Origin of the sequence: Mycolicibacterium tokaiense (genome assembly GCF_010725885.1) — a bacterium.
Classification (GTDB): domain Bacteria; phylum Actinomycetota; class Actinomycetes; order Mycobacteriales; family Mycobacteriaceae; genus Mycobacterium; species Mycobacterium tokaiense.
Map to the genome: position 1 here is coordinate 328,689 of NZ_AP022600.1, position 15,454 is coordinate 344,142.

Consider the following 15,454-nt stretch of genomic DNA (forward strand, 5'->3'; position numbering starts at 1 on the left):
CTGTATGGTGATCGAGTTCACGCGGTCTCACCCAGGGCGGTCCAGTGCGTATACCGGGACAAGGTCTCACCCACGCGCTGAAGACTGCCCGCCGCAAGGTGTCCGGCGCACCCAGGACATCCGCGCTCACGGCCGCGGCCCTCACCCCGCTCATGCTCGCCGCCGCCGTCGGGGCCTCGGCCCCTGACGCGCACCCGGTGCGCGAGCAAGCCATCACGCCGCTGGCAGCGGTGGCACCCGTCGACCTGTCCGGTCCGGTGGTGATCTCGGTCAAGCGCGCGCCGACCCGGTTCCGCTTCGCCGAGACCACCAACTCCGCGCCGCCGCCGCCCATGGTGGTGTCCGCGCCGGGAACACTGCGGATCCCGGCAATGGCACTGTCGGCCTACCGCAATGCCGAAGTGATGATGGCCCGCGCGCAGCCCAACTGCGGCGTCAGCTGGAATCTGCTGGCCGGCATCGGACGTATCGAGTCGATGCACGCCAACGGCGGGGCCACCGACTCCCGGGGTACGGCCACCCGGCCCATCTACGGGCCGACCCTGGATGGCACCCTGCCCGGCAACGAGGTGATCGTGCACAGCACCCAGGCCGGCCGCACCGTCTACGCCCGGGCCATGGGTCCGATGCAGTTCATTCCCGGCACCTGGTCGCGCTACGCCTCCGACGGCGACGGTGACGGCAAGTCCGACCCGCAAAACCTCTACGACTCCACCCTGGCCGCAGCTCGCTACCTGTGCAGCGGCGGGCTCAACCTGCGCGACCCGGCACAGGTGATGACTTCTGTTCTGCGGTACAACAATTCAGTGGCCTATGCCCGCAACGTCCTGGGCTGGGCAGCCTCCTACGCCACCGGCGTGGAGCCGGTGAACCTGCCTGCCATCACCGGCTCGGTGCCCGAACTCGTCACCAACGCCCACCTCGACGGCGGCAACGGGATCGGACCCGACTTCCCGATGACGGCCGCCGGTCTGCCTGCCGGTGACCCCCTGGCGCTGCTGCCGCTGAACCTGTCGCAGACCGACGTCGCCAACCGGCTCCCGGTACCGCCCGGCCCCGCCGACGCGGCAGGCCCGCCCGCCGCCGCACCGTGCACCATCTTCTGCATCACCAGCGGACCCGCAGCACCCGCGCCGGTGGTGGGAACCCCGGGTCTGCCGCCGGCCCCGATGGCACCGCCCCCTCCTCCGCCGCCGCCTTGGGCCAACCTGTTCGCGCCCGCCCCGCCCCCGGCCCCGGCGCCCGCCCCGGCGCCTCTGGGCCCGCTGCCCGGACCGGCCTGACCTGTCTCTCGCGCTTCGTGCTGGCCCTGCACCCACGCGTCGGCCCACATGTGTGCGGTTTACTGCCCGACACGCCGCAGCGGCTGAGCTGAGCACACATGTGTCGCCGGATGGAGGCGGCATTCTCGGGTGGCTCGACCCCGCCTACACTCGGCGGTGACATGTCTCAAAGCAGCGACCTCATCCCCGCCGTCCGCGCGGCCCTGGGCAAGGTGATCGACCCGGAACTCCGGCGGCCGATCACCGAACTCAACATGGTCAAGAGCATCGACGTCGACGCCGACTCCGCGGTGCACGTCGAGATCTACCTGACCACGTCCGCCTGTCCGAAGAAGACGGAGATCACCGAGCGCGTCAGCCAGGCCGTCGCCGACGTCCCCGGCACCGGCGCGGTCACGGTCGCCCTCGACGTGATGAACGACGAGCAACGCACCGCCCTGCGCAAGCAGCTGCGCGGCGACTCCGCCGAACCCGTGATCCCGTTCGCCCAGCCCGGCTCGCTGACCCGCGTGTACGCGGTGGCCTCGGGCAAGGGCGGCGTCGGCAAGTCCAGCGTGACGGTCAACTTGGCCGCCGCCATGGCCGCCCGCGGGCTCTCGGTGGGGCTGCTCGACGCCGACATCTACGGACACTCGGTGCCGCGGATGATGGGCACCGACGACCGGCCCACCCAGGTCGAGTCGATGATCGTCCCGCCGGTGGCGCACGACGTGAAGGTCATCTCCATCGCGCAGTTCACCCAGGGCAACACGCCGGTGGTGTGGCGTGGCCCGATGCTGCACCGCGCCCTGCAGCAGTTCCTCGCCGACGTCTACTGGGGCGATCTGGACGTGCTGCTGCTGGATCTGCCTCCCGGCACCGGCGACGTCGCCATCTCGGTGGCGCAGCTGATCCCCGGCGCCGAGATCCTGGTGGTCACCACCCCGCAGTTGGCCGCCGCCGAGGTCGCCGAGCGTGCCGGGGCGATCGCCCTGCAGACCCGTCAGCGGGTGGTCGGTGTGGTGGAGAACATGTCCGGCCTGGTGCTGCCCGACGGCACCACCATGCAGGTGTTCGGCGAGGGCGGCGGCACACAGGTCGCCGAGAGCCTGTCCCGGTCGGTGGGCGGCGACGTCCCGTTGCTGGGGCAGGTACCGCTGGACCCCGCGCTGGTGAACGCCGGTGATTCCGGCGTGCCGTTGGTGCTGAGCGCTCCGGATTCGGCCGCGGGCAAGGAACTTCGGGGCATCGCCGACGCACTCACCGCCCGCAAACGCGGACTGGCCGGAATGTCGTTGGGACTGGACACCACTCGGCGCTGAGCGCTCTCAGGTGGCGTCGGTGTCGAACGGCGTGGCAGTCGTGGCGGGCGGCGTGGTCGGAGACGGGGTGGGCGTTCCCGCAGCAGGCGGTGCCGGTGTGCTGGGGCCCGGTTCAGATTTCTTGTCGAACTTGCCGGTGAACAACGAATCATCGCCGTCCAGAAGGTGTTTGGTGAGCGCGGCCCGCGGCGTCATGCCCCGCAGCTTCTGCAACTCCGAGAGCGGCTCGCGCAGATCGTCGAAGTCCGTACCGAAGTCGTCCTTCAGTTGCGAGGTGGCACCCGAGACGTATTCGCGCGCCTGACGCACCGCCCCTGCCGTCCACCGGATGGCACCGGGCAGCCGCTCGGGTCCGAGCACCACCAGACCGATGATGACCAGGAGCAGCATCTCGCCCCAGCCGAGATTGGCAAACACTAGCTGTCCGGTGTCGGGTTCACGGTCAGCGTCAGACGGCGGCCATCGCGCACGACCTCGATGGGCGAATCCTGCCCGATGGGCAGCTGCCGGACGGCCACGGTGAACTCGTTGGCATCGGCCACCGCACGGTCGCCGACCTTGACCACCACGTCGTTCTCCAGGATGCCCGCACGTTCGGCGGGGCTCCCTGCACGCACGTTTGCCACCTGGGCACCGGAGGCCAGGTCGTTGCTGACCGACCGCGCGGACAGACCCAGGGTCGGGTGGGCGATCTTGCCGTCGCGGATCAGCGCCTCGGCGACCTGCTTGACCTCGTTCACCGGGATGGCGAAGCCCAGACCACTGGCGCTGTCGGACAACGATTTCCCGGCGGTGTTGATGCCGATCACCTGGGAGTCCATGTCGATCAGCGGACCGCCGGAGTTGCCGTGGTTGATCGAGGCGTCGGTCTGGATGGCGTCGATGACGGTGTCGGTGTCCGACCCGTCGCCGGACAGTGGCACCGGACGGTGCAGCGCGCTGACGATGCCGGAGGTGACCGTCGAGCGCAGGCCCAGGGGTGCACCGGCGGCAATCACCTCTTCGCCGACCACCACGTCATCGGAGTTGCCCAGACGCGCGACGGTCAGGTTGTCGACATTGTCGACTTTCAGCACCGCGAGGTCGGTCTTGGGGTCGCGACCCACCAGGTTCGCCGGGACGGACTTGCCGTCATTGAAGACGACGGACATCTTCCACGCACTCGGGTTGGTGGCAGCTTCGGAGATGACGTGGTTGTTGGTCACCACGTAACCGCGGCCGTCGATGACGACGCCGGAGCCCTGCGAGCCCGCGTTGTCGCTCTTGGCTTCGATGGTCACCACCGAATCGGCCACCGAGGCCGCCACGGACGCGATCTGGCCGGCCGGGATGTCGCCGCTGCCGGAGGTCTCCAGGGTGACCTTGGAGGTGGTGAAGGCCTGGACCACTTCCGCGGTCTTGCGTCCGACCCAGCCACCGGCCACGCCGATCACCAGAGCGACGATGGCCAGGACGGCGAGCGCCGCGTAGGACACCCGGCCACCGAAGAGCACGTCGCGCACCCCGAGCTTGCCGGCCGGAGCGCTCGCCACCTGAGGAGCCGGTGGGGTGACGGCCGGAGTGCCCAGGGCAGCTGCCGCCGCCGGGTCGCGCCACGGGTCGTCGGCCGGGTCGGGTGAGGATCCGTTTCGCCTGGCGGCTTCTTCGGCCTCCAGTGCTCCGGAATCCACCGGGTGGCGCTGCAGGGATTCACCGTTGACGTAGGGCTTGCCGAAGGCTTCGGCGAGCACCGGGTCCGGCGGCTGATCGCGGGGCTCGTACTCGGAGTTCTCGCGGAACTTCTGCGGCCGCAGATCGCCGGCGACAAACGAGCCGTCCACCCCGTCGGGTCGTCCGAACGCGCGCCGCTGGGCGTCGTCTACCGGCGGCCTGGAGACGGGACGCGGGGCCAACCGGGGCCCAGTAGGCCCCTGGCCTGAGATGTCCTGGTCCGTACTCACGTCATCCTCATTCTGGGGGCGCTCGCGTGCGAGCCGCTCGATACCGACACCCGCGCCCTGGGAGAAACCGGGCGCGGCCCCATCCACACTACCGGCGGCGACGGCGAGGCCGCGCTGCGTCTTCTGACAATCGGGTGTCGTCGGCCAGCTGTCCACCGATGCGTTCCGGCGCATCGTCAGGTGGCGTGACCGGGGCATGGGGAATCTGGGAGAGCATGCCCAGCAGCCCGCTGGGGATGTGGATCGGACACGAGTCCCGCAGCGCTTCCCGGGCCTGTCGCTGGGCATCCACCTCGGAGGCACAGTCGGAACACATGGACAAGTGGTGGGCGGCTCGTAGGTGCGCGTTCATCCGCAGTTCGCCGTCGACGAACGCGGCGATCGCCTCGATGGAGAGGTGCTCTGTGGAACCGAATTGACGAGGTGCACCCACCGGAGAATCACTCTGCGAGGCGAAGTGAGCGGGAAGCCAGGAGAACGCCCGTCGGAATACGTGTCCCCGGTCGCTCATTCACCCCGCTCCTTCACCTCAGCGCAACGGTCTTACCGATTCCTTACAAATGTAGCGCGCAATCGGCGTTCCGACACCCCGACTCGAGGATCTTCTCAAGCAAAATCTGCCGCAGCGTCAACGCGCTGCTGAGCCGCGAGGAATTCCCGCAGGGCCTGCCGGCCGCGATGGATCCGGCTGCGGACGGTGCCGAGCTTGACGCCCAGGGTGGCACCGATTTCCTCGTAGGACAGGCCTTCGATGTCGCACAGGACCACGGCGGCGCGAAACTCCGGCGGCAGTGAATCCAACGCGGCTTGCAGGTCGGGACCCAGACGCGAGTCGTGATAGATCTGCTCGGGATTCGGTTCGTCGGCGGGAACCCGGTCGTAATCCTCCGGCAACGCTTCCATGCGGATGCGACTCCGGCGGCGGACCATGTCGAGGAACAGGTTGGTGGTGATGCGGTGCAGCCAGCCTTCGAACGTTCCGGGCTGGTAGTTCTGCACGGAACGGAACACCCGGATGAACGTCTCCTGGGTGAGGTCCTCGGCATCGTGCTGATTGCCGGAAAGCCGGTAGGCCAGCCGATACACACGATCGGCATGCTGACGGACCAGGTCATCCCATGAGGGCATGGTGGCGATGTCGCCCGTGGCGTCGAAGACCGCAGTGCCCTGCAACTCGTCGGAAGGCTGAACCCAATCAGCCTCGGCGGTGTCAGCGACGTGCGACATGTTGTGCGGCGCCGTCATCGTGGTCGTCAGATCCTCCTGATCAGCGTGTTGCTGAAGTGTAGTGCCAGTTGGTGGAACCGGCAGGTCGATAGCCGTGAAAACGCGTGAGGGGTGAACGCTATTCCCGGACCAGCGACCGCCGAGTTCCATGCCCACACCCTCGCCCATCGGCGTGTGCCGGCCATATGAGCACACTGATGTTTTCCTGTGAATGCCTCATTGCAGCAGATAAATGCCCGGATTGACAGGTCTCAAACCTGCCCGGCAGCGCAGCGGAGTGCGGTTGGCGCGCCTGCACAGCACCCGGGGTACGGCCATCTACGCTGCGGTCATGGCCCCCGAAGATCAGCAGTCCCCGGCCGAAGCCATCGTGTCGCACGCCGAGAACGCGATCACCGAGGATGCCGTGCTGGCGGCCGCGCGCGAGCGGGCCACCGACATCGGTGCGGGCGCAGTGACGCCGGCGGTCGGTGCGCTGCTGAGCCTGCTGGCCCGGGTGAGCGGCGGCAAGGCCGTGGTGGAAGTGGGCACCGGCGCCGGGGTGAGCGGCCTGTGGCTGATGTCCGGGATGCGGGACGACGGCGTGCTGACCACCATCGACGTCGAACCCGAGCACCAGCGCACCGCGAAGCAGGCGTTCAACGAGGGCGGCATCGGCCCCTCCCGGACCCGACTGATCGGCGGCCGCGCTCAGGAGGTGCTGACGCGGTTGGCCGATGAGTCCTACGACCTGGTGTTCATCGACGGCGAGCCGTCGGACCAGCCCGAGTTCGTGGTGGAAGGCATCCGGTTGCTGCGCCCCGGCGGCGTCATCGTGGTCCACCGGGCCGCTCTCGGCGGACGCGCCGGCGACCCGGCCGCCAACGACGCCGAAGTGTCGGCCGTTCGGGAAGCTGCCCGGCTGATCGCCGAGGACGAGCGATTGACCCCGGTGCTCATCCCGCTGGGCGACGGCATCCTGGCCGCCGCCCGCGAGTGAGTCAGGCCGTCACGCGCAGAGGCCGACGATCTCCTGGCGCAACCGGTCGCCCTCGGTGAGCCGACCCTGCTGCACCGGATCCTGATTGGTCACGCCCGTGAGTGCGTTGACGCCGATGTCCTGCAAGATCAGGGCGAACTGACGCACCGGGTCGACCAGCTCGGCCGGGGTGTCCTCACCGAGCTGCTGCTGGAGATAGAGCCCGCCGCCCAGCAGCGCAAGGCGGGCGTTCGCCGCGACCGCGGTCTGTGCCACCGGATCCGGGCCCAGGTTGCCGTTGGTCTGCAGTTGCACGGAGCGGCTGACGGTATCGACGGCGGCGCACACCGCGGACTTGGCGGCGCCCGGATCGGCAGGTGCGGCCTCCGTGCTGGTCTCTGATTCGGAACCGGCGGCTGCGGGTGACGACTCGGCGGACTTGGAGGTCAACGCCCAGACGGCCACGGCCACCGCAACGAGGGCGACCACCAGCGCCAGCGGCGCGATCCACGCGGGCGACTGCCGCTGACGGTAACTGGGCGGAGTTGCGCGGGAGCTCGGGGTGTCGGACATGCGGCGATAGTAGCGGCACAGCGCGCCCGCACAGGCCGGTACGTACCGAATCCACCCGAAGCGCAGTGCATCTCATTTTCGTCGCCGGGCTGGTCAAACACCGATCCTGTGGTGTAGCAAAGGTGCTGATGGCCAACCAACACCAGAGCTCCCGCCCGGAGCGTGAGGCGATGTCACGGCGTCTGATGCGCCGTTCGGCGGTATCGGGCGAGATTCAACTGCCCGCCGTTCCGAGCATGATCGACGACTACGTAGCGCTGTGCGGCAACGTCTTTTCCGACGTGGGCCGAGCGTTCGACGATGCGGAGCTCGACCACCTGCGGCAGATGCTGCAGCGCCAACTCGACGATGCGTTCCGGAAATCGCCGCGCTCCACCATCACCGTCAGCTACCGCGCGGGTATCGCGTCGCTGTTGACCTACGAGATCACCGTCGAATGGTGGTCACTGGAGAAAACCTACGAGAACTGGATCGCCACGCGCACACCACCGCTGTTCGGTACCGAGCCCGACGCCCGGGTGTGGGCGCTGGCCACCGCCGCGGCTGATCCCGCAGCCTTTCCCGTCCTGGATGTCGGCGCCGGAACAGGGCGCAACACAATGGCTTTGGCGCGGCGGGGCCACCCGGTGGACGCGGTGGAGCTCACCGCGAAGTTCGCGGAACACATCGCCGACGAGGCCGAGCGCGAGCAGCTGCCGGTCCGGGTGATCATCGGCGACGTCTTGGCCTCCACACAGGGCCTGCGTAACGACTACAAGATGATCGTGCTCTCGGAGGTGGTGTCGGATTTCCGGTCCACCGAGCAACTGCGCGCCCTGTTCGAGTTGGCGGCAGCACACCTGGCGCCGGGCGGCCAACTGGTGTTCAACACCTTTGTCGCAAAACCCGGCCGAGAGCTGGATGACGCCGCACGCGAACTGGGCCAGCAGTGTTACTCAACGCTTTTCACTGCTGACGAGATCGCTTCCGCGGCAAGCGGCTTGCGCCTACTTCTGGTCAGCGATGAGTCGGTGTACGACTACGAAAAGGCCCACCTGCCCCCGGACACCTGGCCGCCCACCAGTTGGTACGCCCAATGGGTCAGCGGCCAGGACGTGTTCGACCTGCCCCGGGAGCAGTGCCCGGTCGAGATGCGCTGGCTCGTCTACGGCAAGATCGGCACACCACAGCCGTAATAGACTCGAAGACAACAGAAGTGGGGCGCCGGCCAGGCCGGCGCCCCACTCTTGTCGTCAGCTGTCAGTCGTCGCTGGAGGCGCTTCCGGTGTTGCCGCCGGTCTCGCCATCGCTGGAGCTGCCGTCAGCGCCGTCGTCGCCGTCAGCGCCGTCGTCACCATCGGTTCCGACGCCGCCGCCGACCGCGGTTCCGGTGCCACCTGCGCCACCGTTGCCGCCGGCTCCACCGACTCCACTGGTGCCACCCTCGCCACCTTCGCCGTCGTCGCCGTCGTCGCCGCCTGACCCGAAGAAGCCGCCGCCGCCGCCGGCACCGGCGGCACCGCCGTCGCCACCGTCGCCACCGTCGCCACCGTCGCCGCCGACGCCACCGTCGCCACCGTCGCCACCGTTGGCATCGGTTCCGATGACCCCGACGGCCGTGCCGCCGTTACCACCCGAGCCGCCCGCGCCACCGGAGCTGGTGGTGTTGCCACCGGCGCCGCCGACACCGCCGCTGCCACCCTTGCCACCGCCGCCGAAGAACCCGCCTGAGCCGCCGGCGCCGCCGGCGCCACCGGCGGTGCCATCTTCGGCGTCCACGCCGTCGTTGCCGTTGGCACCGTTACCGCCGTTGCCGGCGTTGGCGTCGATACCGACCGCACCGACACCGGCTCCGCCGTCACCACCCGACCCACCGGCACCGCCGGGCGTCAGGCTCGGGCTACCCGCTCCACCGTTGCCGGCGGGAACGAGCGGCGGGACCTGCGGCAAGCCGGGTGCGCCCGGAAGCCCCGGCAGCGGGATGTTGGGCACCGCGTCGTCGCCGTCCACACCGTTGCCGCCGTTGCCGCCGTTACCACCCTGACCGAAGAGGCCGAAGAAGCCTGCGTTGCCACCGGCGCCGCCGTTGCCACCAGCGGTCTTCTCGCCCCCGAGCAGCGGATCGACACCGTCGCCGCCATTACCACCACTGCCGCCGTTGCCGAAGAAGGCGAAGAAGCCGGCGCTACCGCCGTTGCCGCCGTTGCGACCCAGGGTGCTGTCGCCGCCGTCGCCACCGTCGCCGTAGTAGAGGCCGCCGTTGCCACCGTTTCCGCCGCGGATGACGCCCAGCGGATCGGTGTAGCCGTCGCCGCCGCTGCCCACGAAGATGCCGCCGTTGAAGCCGTCCGGATGCAGAGCGTTGCCGTCTGCGCCGTTGCCGATGAAGAAGTTCAGAACCGGGATGGCGCCGGCGAAGTCGAGGAAGGCCTCGATCGGAGCTGCGAAGGGCTCCGGGGCCAGAGATGCCCCGAACAGCGAGTTCGGCGTCGGGCTGGATACAAGACCGGCGGTGAAGACCGTGTCTTCACAGCCGAACAGCTGGGTGCAGGTCTCTTCGACCGGCGCCGCGGCGGCCGTGCTGGCGGTGGCCAGCATGGCGACCGCAGGCGCTCCGAGGATCAGGCCCGCGCCCGCCACGGCCGCGCCTGTGGCGACCAGCGAGCGCCGGCGACCGGCAGACTTCGAGTGCTTGGACATATGGACTTCCCCTCCGCAGACGTGGCGCACATCACAGATAAGGTGATTGCCTCAGCAACGTAACACCCCGCGCGCCCGCTGGGAACCACCTGGCCAAAAATTTTGTTTGCAGGACACCTGCGTTTGTATTGCTACTTGCCATCGCCCACCTGCTTTACCTGAGATTCACCTGAACAACCCTGAGCGGGGCCACAGGATCTCGATTGATTCGTTTTTCCAGCTGAAACCAGATCTTTTGTAGAAATCCGCAGGTCAACGTCTATATGGATCCAAATGATGGCGGCATCATCTCAGGTTTGACTCAGCTTTCGACGCTTCGCCCCCGCTGATATCGCGATTAGCTGCCAGCGGCCGTCCACTCACGTTGAATTCATCTTTGGCCACAATTTCGGGGCCTCCAGCAAGCGCCTGAGACAACGTCCACAAAACGAAATCTGGTGTTGCGTCGAACGCGCGTTTAACATGTTGAACATGCGTTCAGCCGATTTGACCACTGCCGCCAGAATCCGCGACGCCGCCATCGCGCAGTTCGGCGAGCACGGCTTCGGCGTGGGCGTGCGGGCCATCGCCAAGGTTGCCGGCGTGAGCCCCAGCCTGGTGATACACCACTTCGGCTCCAAAGAAGGACTGCAGTCCGCGTGCGACGACTACATCGCCGAATTGGTTCGTAGCTCGAAATCGCAATCGCTGCAAACCCATGACCCCGCGGCATGGTTCGCCGCGCTGGCCGAGATCGACGACTTCGCACCGGCGATGTCCTACCTGGTGCGCAGCATGCAATCCGGCAGTGAGCTCGCAAAGGGACTGTGGCGCACCATGATTGCCAATACTGAGGCCTATCTGGCCGACGGCGTGGCCGCCGGCACCATCCGGGAATCGCCAGATCCGAAGGCGCGCGCCAAGTTCCTGGGAATCATGGGCGGCGGCGGGTTCCTGCTGTACCTGCAGCTGCACGAGCACCCCGACGACATGCGCAGGGTGTTGCACGACTACGCCAACGACATGGTGCTGCCCGCGCTGGAGGTCTACACCCATGGCCTGCTGACCGATTCCGCGATGTACGACGCGTTCGTCGCTCGACAGATTGGAGAACAAGATGGCCATTGACATCCGGGGGCTGCGGAAGACATTCGGTTCCGCGGTCGCACTGGACGGCTTGGATCTCGGCGTGCGTGACGGTGAGGTCCACGGGTTCCTCGGCCCGAACGGAGCCGGCAAATCCACCACCATGCGTATTCTGCTGGGACTGGTCAGGGCCGACAGTGGAACCGTCCGACTGCTGGATGGCGATCCGTGGACCGACGCTGTGCGACTGCATCGTGATATCGCCTATGTGCCAGGCGATGTCACGCTGTGGCCCACGCTGACGGGAGGCGAGACCATCGACCTGCTGGCCCGGATGCGCGGCGGGCTGGACCACAGACGTCGCACCGAGCTCATCGAACGATTTGCCCTCGATCCCACCAAAAAGGCCCGCACCTACTCGAAAGGCAACCGACAGAAGGTTTCTCTGGTATCGGCCTTTTCGTCAAATGCCCGCCTTCTACTGCTCGACGAACCCAGCACCGGGCTGGACCCGTTGATGGAGAACGTCTTTCAGCAGTGCGTCGCCGAAGCGCGAGACCGCGGTGTCACCGTTCTGCTGTCCAGTCACATCCTGGCCGAAACCGAGGCGCTCTGCGAACGGGTGACGATCATCCGCGCGGGCCGGACCGTCGAGAGCGGGACCCTGGCGGACCTGCGCCACCTGAGCCGGACCTCGATCAAGGCCGAACTGGCGGGCGACCCGGGGGATCTCAGCCGCATCCGCGGCGTCGAGGATCTCGTCATCGACGGGCATACGTTGCGCGCCCAGGTCGACAGCGACAGTCTGGCCGAGGTGATCCGCGCGCTCGGCGAGGCCGGAATACGAAGCCTGGTCAGCCAGCCACCCACCCTCGAAGACCTCTTCCTGCGCCATTATGACGTCGGGACACCACGGGTAGGCGCGGCATGAGTACCGCAGTTGCGAGCCATCCCGCCCATCGGGCGCCCTCCCTCAGTACCTCCGAATTCACCGGCACCACCCACCTGCTGCGGCTGTACCTGCGCCGCGACCGGCTGGTGGCCCCGCTGTGGATCCTGCTGCTGTCGGTCCCGCTGGCGAGCGTCTACATCGGAAGCGTCGACGCCGTGTACCCCACCGCCGCGGACCGGGCTGCGTTCGCGGCGTCCATCATGGCCAGCCCGGCGCAGCGGGCGCTGTACGGCGGCATCTACAACGACAGCCTCGGAGCCGTCGGCATCTGGAAGGCCGGCATCTTCCACCTCTTGATCGCTGTCGCCGTCATCATGACGGTGATCCGCCACACCCGCGCCGACGAGGAGGTCGGGCGCACCGAGTTGCTCGACTCGACGGTGGTGGGCCGGCGGGCCGGCCTCGCCGCCGCGGTGCTCCTGGCATTCGGCGCGGCAGTGCTGACCGGGCTGATCGGCTTCGCCGGGCTCGCGACGATGGACATCCCGGTAGCGGGGTCCCTGGCCTTCAGCGCCGCGCTCACCGCGTCCGGGCTGGTGTTCGCCGCTGTGGCAGCGGTGGCCGCCCAGCTCTCCCCCAGTGCGCGGACGTCGCGCGGCATCGCGTTCTCGGTGCTGGCGGCGGCATTCACCGTGCGCGCAGTAGGCGACGCCGGGGCCGGCGCGCTGTCATGGCTCTCCCCGTTGGGGTGGTCCCTACAGGTGCGCCCCTTCGCCGGTGACCACTGGTGGGTGCTGGCCCTGCACCTGATCACCACCGCGGCGCTGACCGTCGCGGCCTTCCTCTTGCTGGGCCGCCGCGACGTCGGCTCCGGCTTACTGGCGCAGCGCCCCGGACCCGCAGCGGCCGCGCCGCGTCTGAACGGGCCGGGCGGCCTGGCCTGGCGCCTGGACCGCGGTGCGGTGCTGCTGTGGACTGTCGGGCTCACGCTCTACGGACTGCTCATCGGCAGCGTGGTGCACGGTGTCGGCGACGAGATCGGCAACAGTGACCTGGCCCGCGACATGGTGACCAAACTGGGCGGGACCTCGGCGATGGAACAGGCATTCCTGGCGGTGGCCTTCACCATGCTGGCCATGGCGGCCTCGGCATTCGTGGTCTCGCTGGTGCTGCGGCTGCACCAGGAGGAGACTGCCCAACGCCTCGAAACCCTGCTCGCCGGCTCGATGAGCAGAACCCGTTGGCTGGCAAGCCATGTCGCGGTGGCGATGCTGGGTTCGGCGGGCGCCATGGCCGTCGCCGGGGTGGCCGCCGGACTGGCCTACGGCGCCGCCGCCGGCGATGTCGGAACAACTCTGCCCACCGTGGTGGGCACCGCGCTGGTCCAGTTACCCGCGGTCTGGCTGCCCGGCGCCGTCGCGCTGGTGCTGTTCGGTGCGCTGCCCAGGTTCACACCGGCGGCCTGGGGTGTGGTGGCGGGGCTGATCGCGATGTACCTGCTCGGTTCGCTGTCCGGTGCACCGCAGTGGCTCCTGGATCTGCAGCCCTACAGCCACATTCCGCACGTCGGCACCGGCACCTTCAGCGCCACCGCCCTGGTGTGGCTGGTGGTGCTCGACGCTGCACTGGCGGTCGCGGGAATCATCGGGTTCCGGCGCCGCGATCTGCGCTGAGCGGGGTACCCGTGGGGCATGCAGACGTTCTTGCCCTGCCCGGGTTTCATCGACTCGGCGGGCCTCCTCGATAGCAAGAGACTGGGCAAGCAGCGAGTCGAGACCATCCAGGTACTGCGGGCGCTCACCGTGCCGGGATACGGCTGGCGCCGTCACCCCGCGGCGGCCATGTGGGCGGGCTACGAGGAGGCGCTGGTGCGCTACGGCCTCGATGTCTGCGGTGTCTGGACGGCCCACGGCCGTACTGACACCTGCGCGGCGACCCTGCTGACCGACGTACGGGCAGGCATCGGGACCACGGTGGTCCGCACCCAGGACGAGTTGGCGGCCGCGGGTGAGATACCGCCCTGGCTGGGGGATCCGAGCCTGCACCACAGCCACCAGTCGGCGTTGGTCAGGAAAGACCCCGGGCACTACCGTCCGTTGTTTCCCGACGTGCCGGATGACTTGCCCAACGTCTGGCCGGCCTCGGGCCGTCCACGACGGGTGTTGCTGACCTGAGTCAGATCCAGACGCCCTTGCCGACAGCCACCACGCCGCCGGAACTGATGGCGAACCGCTCCCGGTCCTTGTCCAAATCCACGCCCACCATCTCGCCGGGACCGACGACGACGTTCTTGTCCAGGATGGCGCGGCGCACCACTGCTCCGCGGCCCACGCGGGCGCCCGGCATGATCACGCTGCCCTCGACGATGGCGCCGTCGTCGATGACGACGTTGGACGACAGCACCGAATTGCGCACCGAGGCCGCCGAGATGATGCTGCCGGCGCCCACCACCGACTCCTGCGCCGAGCCGCCGTTGACGAACTTCGCCGGGGCCAGGTTCTCCGAGCCGCCGCGGATGGGCCAGCGCTTGTTGTACAGGTTGAAGATCGGGTGCACCGACACCAGATCCATGTGCGCATCGTAGAAGGCGTCCAGAGTTCCCACGTCGCGCCAGTAGCCGTGGTCGCGCTCGGTGGCGCCGGGCACCTCGTTGTTGTTGAAGTCGTAGACCGCGGCCATGCCGTCGGCCACCAGCCGAGGGATGATGTCGCCACCCATGTCGTGATCGGAATGGTCTTCGTCGGCGTCGGCGCGGATGGCGTCGATCAGCACCTTGGTGGTGAAGATGTAGTTGCCCATCGAGGCGAACGTCATCTCCGGGTCATCCGGGGTGCCCGGCGGGTCGGAGGGTTTCTCGATCCAACCCCGGATCCGCCCGGAGTCGTCGGCGTCGATGCAACCGAAGGCCGACGCCTCCGCGCGCGGCACCCGGATACCGGCGACGGTGGCGCCTGCCCCGCTCTCGATGTGCGCCTGCAGCATCTGCTCGGGGTCCATCCGGTACACGTGGTCGGCCCCGAAGATCACGATGTAGTCCGGATCCTCGTCGTAGATCAGGTTCAACGACTGGTAGATCGCATCGGCAGAACCGGTGTACCACCGTGGGCCCAACCGTTGCTGTGCCGGAACCGGCGTGATGTATTCGCCTGCCAGGCCGGACAACCGCCAGTTCTGCGAGATGTGCCGGTCCAGGGAATGCGATTTGTATTGCGTGAGAACGCAGATGCGCAGGAACCGCGCGTTCACCAGGTTCGACAGCACGAAGTCGATCAGCCGGTACCCGCCGCCGAAGGGAACCGCGGGCTTCGCCCGATCCGCCGTCAGCGGGTAGAGCCGCTTGCCTTCACCGCCGGCCAGGACGATTCCCAGCACATGTGGCGCTTCCCTCATGAGACAAACCTATCGGCACCGACCCACCGCGGCTAGGGCAATGGCCGAGTTTTGTGGGCCTTCTTACGTGGTATGGGCGGTTGTTCTGCAAGGTATTTGGCGTTCGACAGCCGTCAGGTTGACCCAATACCTGCGCCCGCAGGCCC

General features: G+C 68.2%; 15 protein-coding genes. 8 read left to right on the forward strand and 7 right to left on the reverse strand.

Going from position 1 to position 15,454, the window contains the following annotated elements; genetic code table 11:
• The first annotated feature begins 44 nt into the window (after positions 1-44).
• Together G6N58_RS01535 and G6N58_RS01540 are read left to right on the forward strand one after the other, a co-directional pair.
• Positions 45-1,283 carry a lytic transglycosylase domain-containing protein gene (locus G6N58_RS01535; RefSeq protein WP_435406172.1) on the forward strand — a complete coding sequence of 413 codons (1,239 nt, stop codon included), beginning with the start codon at positions 45-47 and terminating at the stop codon, positions 1,281-1,283.
• Positions 1,284-1,444: 161 nt separating this feature from the next.
• The gene (locus G6N58_RS01540) at positions 1,445-2,584 is read left to right on the forward strand and encodes an Mrp/NBP35 family ATP-binding protein (RefSeq protein WP_115280016.1); all 1,140 of its coding nucleotides are present in this window, start codon (positions 1,445-1,447) and stop codon (positions 2,582-2,584) included.
• Positions 2,585-2,590: 6 nt separating this feature from the next.
• Here G6N58_RS01540 and tatB read toward each other — a convergent pair whose 3' ends face one another.
• The 4 genes from tatB to sigE all read right to left on the reverse strand — a co-directional run bounded on the left by tatB (position 2,591) and on the right by sigE (position 5,901).
• Complete coding sequence (gene tatB, locus G6N58_RS01545) at positions 2,591-3,001, reverse strand: Sec-independent protein translocase protein TatB (protein WP_115280015.1); 411 nt, start codon at positions 2,999-3,001, stop codon at positions 2,591-2,593.
• The gene (gene htrA, locus G6N58_RS01550) at positions 3,001-4,524 is read right to left on the reverse strand and encodes a serine protease HtrA (RefSeq protein ID WP_197746389.1); all 1,524 of its coding nucleotides are present in this window, start codon (positions 4,522-4,524) and stop codon (positions 3,001-3,003) included. Before htrA ends, tatB begins: the two co-directional genes overlap by 1 nt.
• Before the next feature lie 88 nt (positions 4,525-4,612).
• On the reverse strand, positions 4,613-5,035 hold the full coding sequence (rseA, locus tag G6N58_RS01555) for an anti-sigma E factor RseA (RefSeq protein WP_115280013.1): 423 nt from the start codon (positions 5,033-5,035) through the stop codon (positions 4,613-4,615).
• A 95-nt stretch (positions 5,036-5,130) separates the two neighbouring features.
• Positions 5,131-5,901 (reverse strand): RNA polymerase sigma factor SigE, encoded by a 771-nt coding sequence (gene sigE, locus G6N58_RS01560; RefSeq protein WP_163907823.1) that lies wholly within the window; start codon positions 5,899-5,901, stop codon positions 5,131-5,133.
• Positions 5,902-6,082: 181 nt separating this feature from the next.
• Between sigE and G6N58_RS01565 the strand changes: the two genes are divergently transcribed.
• The gene (locus tag G6N58_RS01565; RefSeq protein WP_115281891.1) at positions 6,083-6,730 is read left to right on the forward strand and encodes an O-methyltransferase; all 648 of its coding nucleotides are present in this window, start codon (positions 6,083-6,085) and stop codon (positions 6,728-6,730) included.
• A gap of 9 nt (positions 6,731-6,739) precedes the next feature.
• Here G6N58_RS01565 and G6N58_RS01570 read toward each other — a convergent pair whose 3' ends face one another.
• Positions 6,740-7,282 (reverse strand): hypothetical protein, encoded by a 543-nt coding sequence (locus G6N58_RS01570; protein ID WP_115280011.1) that lies wholly within the window; start codon positions 7,280-7,282, stop codon positions 6,740-6,742.
• 128 nt (positions 7,283-7,410) lie between these two features.
• Here G6N58_RS01570 and G6N58_RS01575 point away from each other — a divergent pair, with 128 nt between their 5' ends.
• Entirely contained in the window at positions 7,411-8,457 is a 1,047-nt protein-coding gene (locus tag G6N58_RS01575) for a class I SAM-dependent methyltransferase (RefSeq protein WP_179968206.1), read from the forward strand.
• A 64-nt stretch (positions 8,458-8,521) separates the two neighbouring features.
• Here G6N58_RS01575 and G6N58_RS01580 read toward each other — a convergent pair whose 3' ends face one another.
• Complete coding sequence (locus G6N58_RS01580) at positions 8,522-9,961, reverse strand: PGRS repeat-containing protein (RefSeq protein WP_178057583.1); 1,440 nt, start codon at positions 9,959-9,961, stop codon at positions 8,522-8,524.
• 471 nt (positions 9,962-10,432) lie between these two features.
• Between G6N58_RS01580 and G6N58_RS01585 the strand changes: the two genes are divergently transcribed.
• Genes G6N58_RS01585 through G6N58_RS01600 form a run of 4 tightly spaced genes read left to right on the forward strand, consistent with a single transcriptional unit; the run spans position 10,433 to position 14,092 of the window.
• Entirely contained in the window at positions 10,433-11,068 is a 636-nt protein-coding gene (locus tag G6N58_RS01585) for a TetR/AcrR family transcriptional regulator (RefSeq protein ID WP_115281889.1), read from the forward strand.
• On the forward strand, positions 11,058-11,957 hold the full coding sequence (locus tag G6N58_RS01590) for an ABC transporter ATP-binding protein (protein ID WP_115280010.1): 900 nt from the start codon (positions 11,058-11,060) through the stop codon (positions 11,955-11,957). The genes G6N58_RS01585 and G6N58_RS01590 overlap by 11 nt, the downstream gene beginning before the upstream one ends.
• The gene (locus G6N58_RS01595; RefSeq protein ID WP_115280009.1) at positions 11,954-13,591 is read left to right on the forward strand and encodes an ABC transporter permease; all 1,638 of its coding nucleotides are present in this window, start codon (positions 11,954-11,956) and stop codon (positions 13,589-13,591) included. The genes G6N58_RS01590 and G6N58_RS01595 overlap by 4 nt, the downstream gene beginning before the upstream one ends.
• Positions 13,592-13,609: 18 nt before the next feature.
• Positions 13,610-14,092, forward strand: coding sequence for an MSMEG_6728 family protein (locus G6N58_RS01600; RefSeq protein WP_115280008.1), 483 nt, complete (start codon positions 13,610-13,612; stop codon positions 14,090-14,092).
• A 1-nt stretch (position 14,093) separates the two neighbouring features.
• On the opposite strand, the gene glgC is transcribed toward G6N58_RS01600, so the two are convergent.
• Positions 14,094-15,308 carry a glucose-1-phosphate adenylyltransferase gene (gene glgC, locus G6N58_RS01605; RefSeq protein ID WP_115280007.1) on the reverse strand — a complete coding sequence of 405 codons (1,215 nt, stop codon included), beginning with the start codon at positions 15,306-15,308 and terminating at the stop codon, positions 14,094-14,096.
• Positions 15,309-15,454: the final 146 nt, after the last annotated feature.

Coding starts and splice junctions, on each gene's coding strand:
- G6N58_RS01540 (WP_115280016.1), top strand. CDS start 1,445: ATGTCTCAAAGCAGCGACCTCATCCCCGCCGTCCGCGCGGCCCTGGGC.
- rseA (WP_115280013.1), bottom strand. CDS start 5,035: ATGAGCGACCGGGGACACGTATTCCGACGGGCGTTCTCCTGGCTTCCC.
- sigE (WP_163907823.1), bottom strand. CDS start 5,901: ATGGAACTCGGCGGTCGCTGGTCCGGGAATAGCGTTCACCCCTCACGC.
- G6N58_RS01565 (WP_115281891.1), top strand. CDS start 6,083: ATGGCCCCCGAAGATCAGCAGTCCCCGGCCGAAGCCATCGTGTCGCAC.
- G6N58_RS01570 (WP_115280011.1), bottom strand. CDS start 7,282: ATGTCCGACACCCCGAGCTCCCGCGCAACTCCGCCCAGTTACCGTCAG.
- G6N58_RS01575 (WP_179968206.1), top strand. CDS start 7,411: ATGGCCAACCAACACCAGAGCTCCCGCCCGGAGCGTGAGGCGATGTCA.
- G6N58_RS01580 (WP_178057583.1), bottom strand. CDS start 9,961: ATGTCCAAGCACTCGAAGTCTGCCGGTCGCCGGCGCTCGCTGGTCGCC.
- G6N58_RS01585 (WP_115281889.1), top strand. CDS start 10,433: ATGCGTTCAGCCGATTTGACCACTGCCGCCAGAATCCGCGACGCCGCC.
- G6N58_RS01590 (WP_115280010.1), top strand. CDS start 11,058: ATGGCCATTGACATCCGGGGGCTGCGGAAGACATTCGGTTCCGCGGTC.
- G6N58_RS01595 (WP_115280009.1), top strand. CDS start 11,954: ATGAGTACCGCAGTTGCGAGCCATCCCGCCCATCGGGCGCCCTCCCTC.
- G6N58_RS01600 (WP_115280008.1), top strand. CDS start 13,610: ATGCAGACGTTCTTGCCCTGCCCGGGTTTCATCGACTCGGCGGGCCTC.
- glgC (WP_115280007.1), bottom strand. CDS start 15,308: ATGAGGGAAGCGCCACATGTGCTGGGAATCGTCCTGGCCGGCGGTGAA.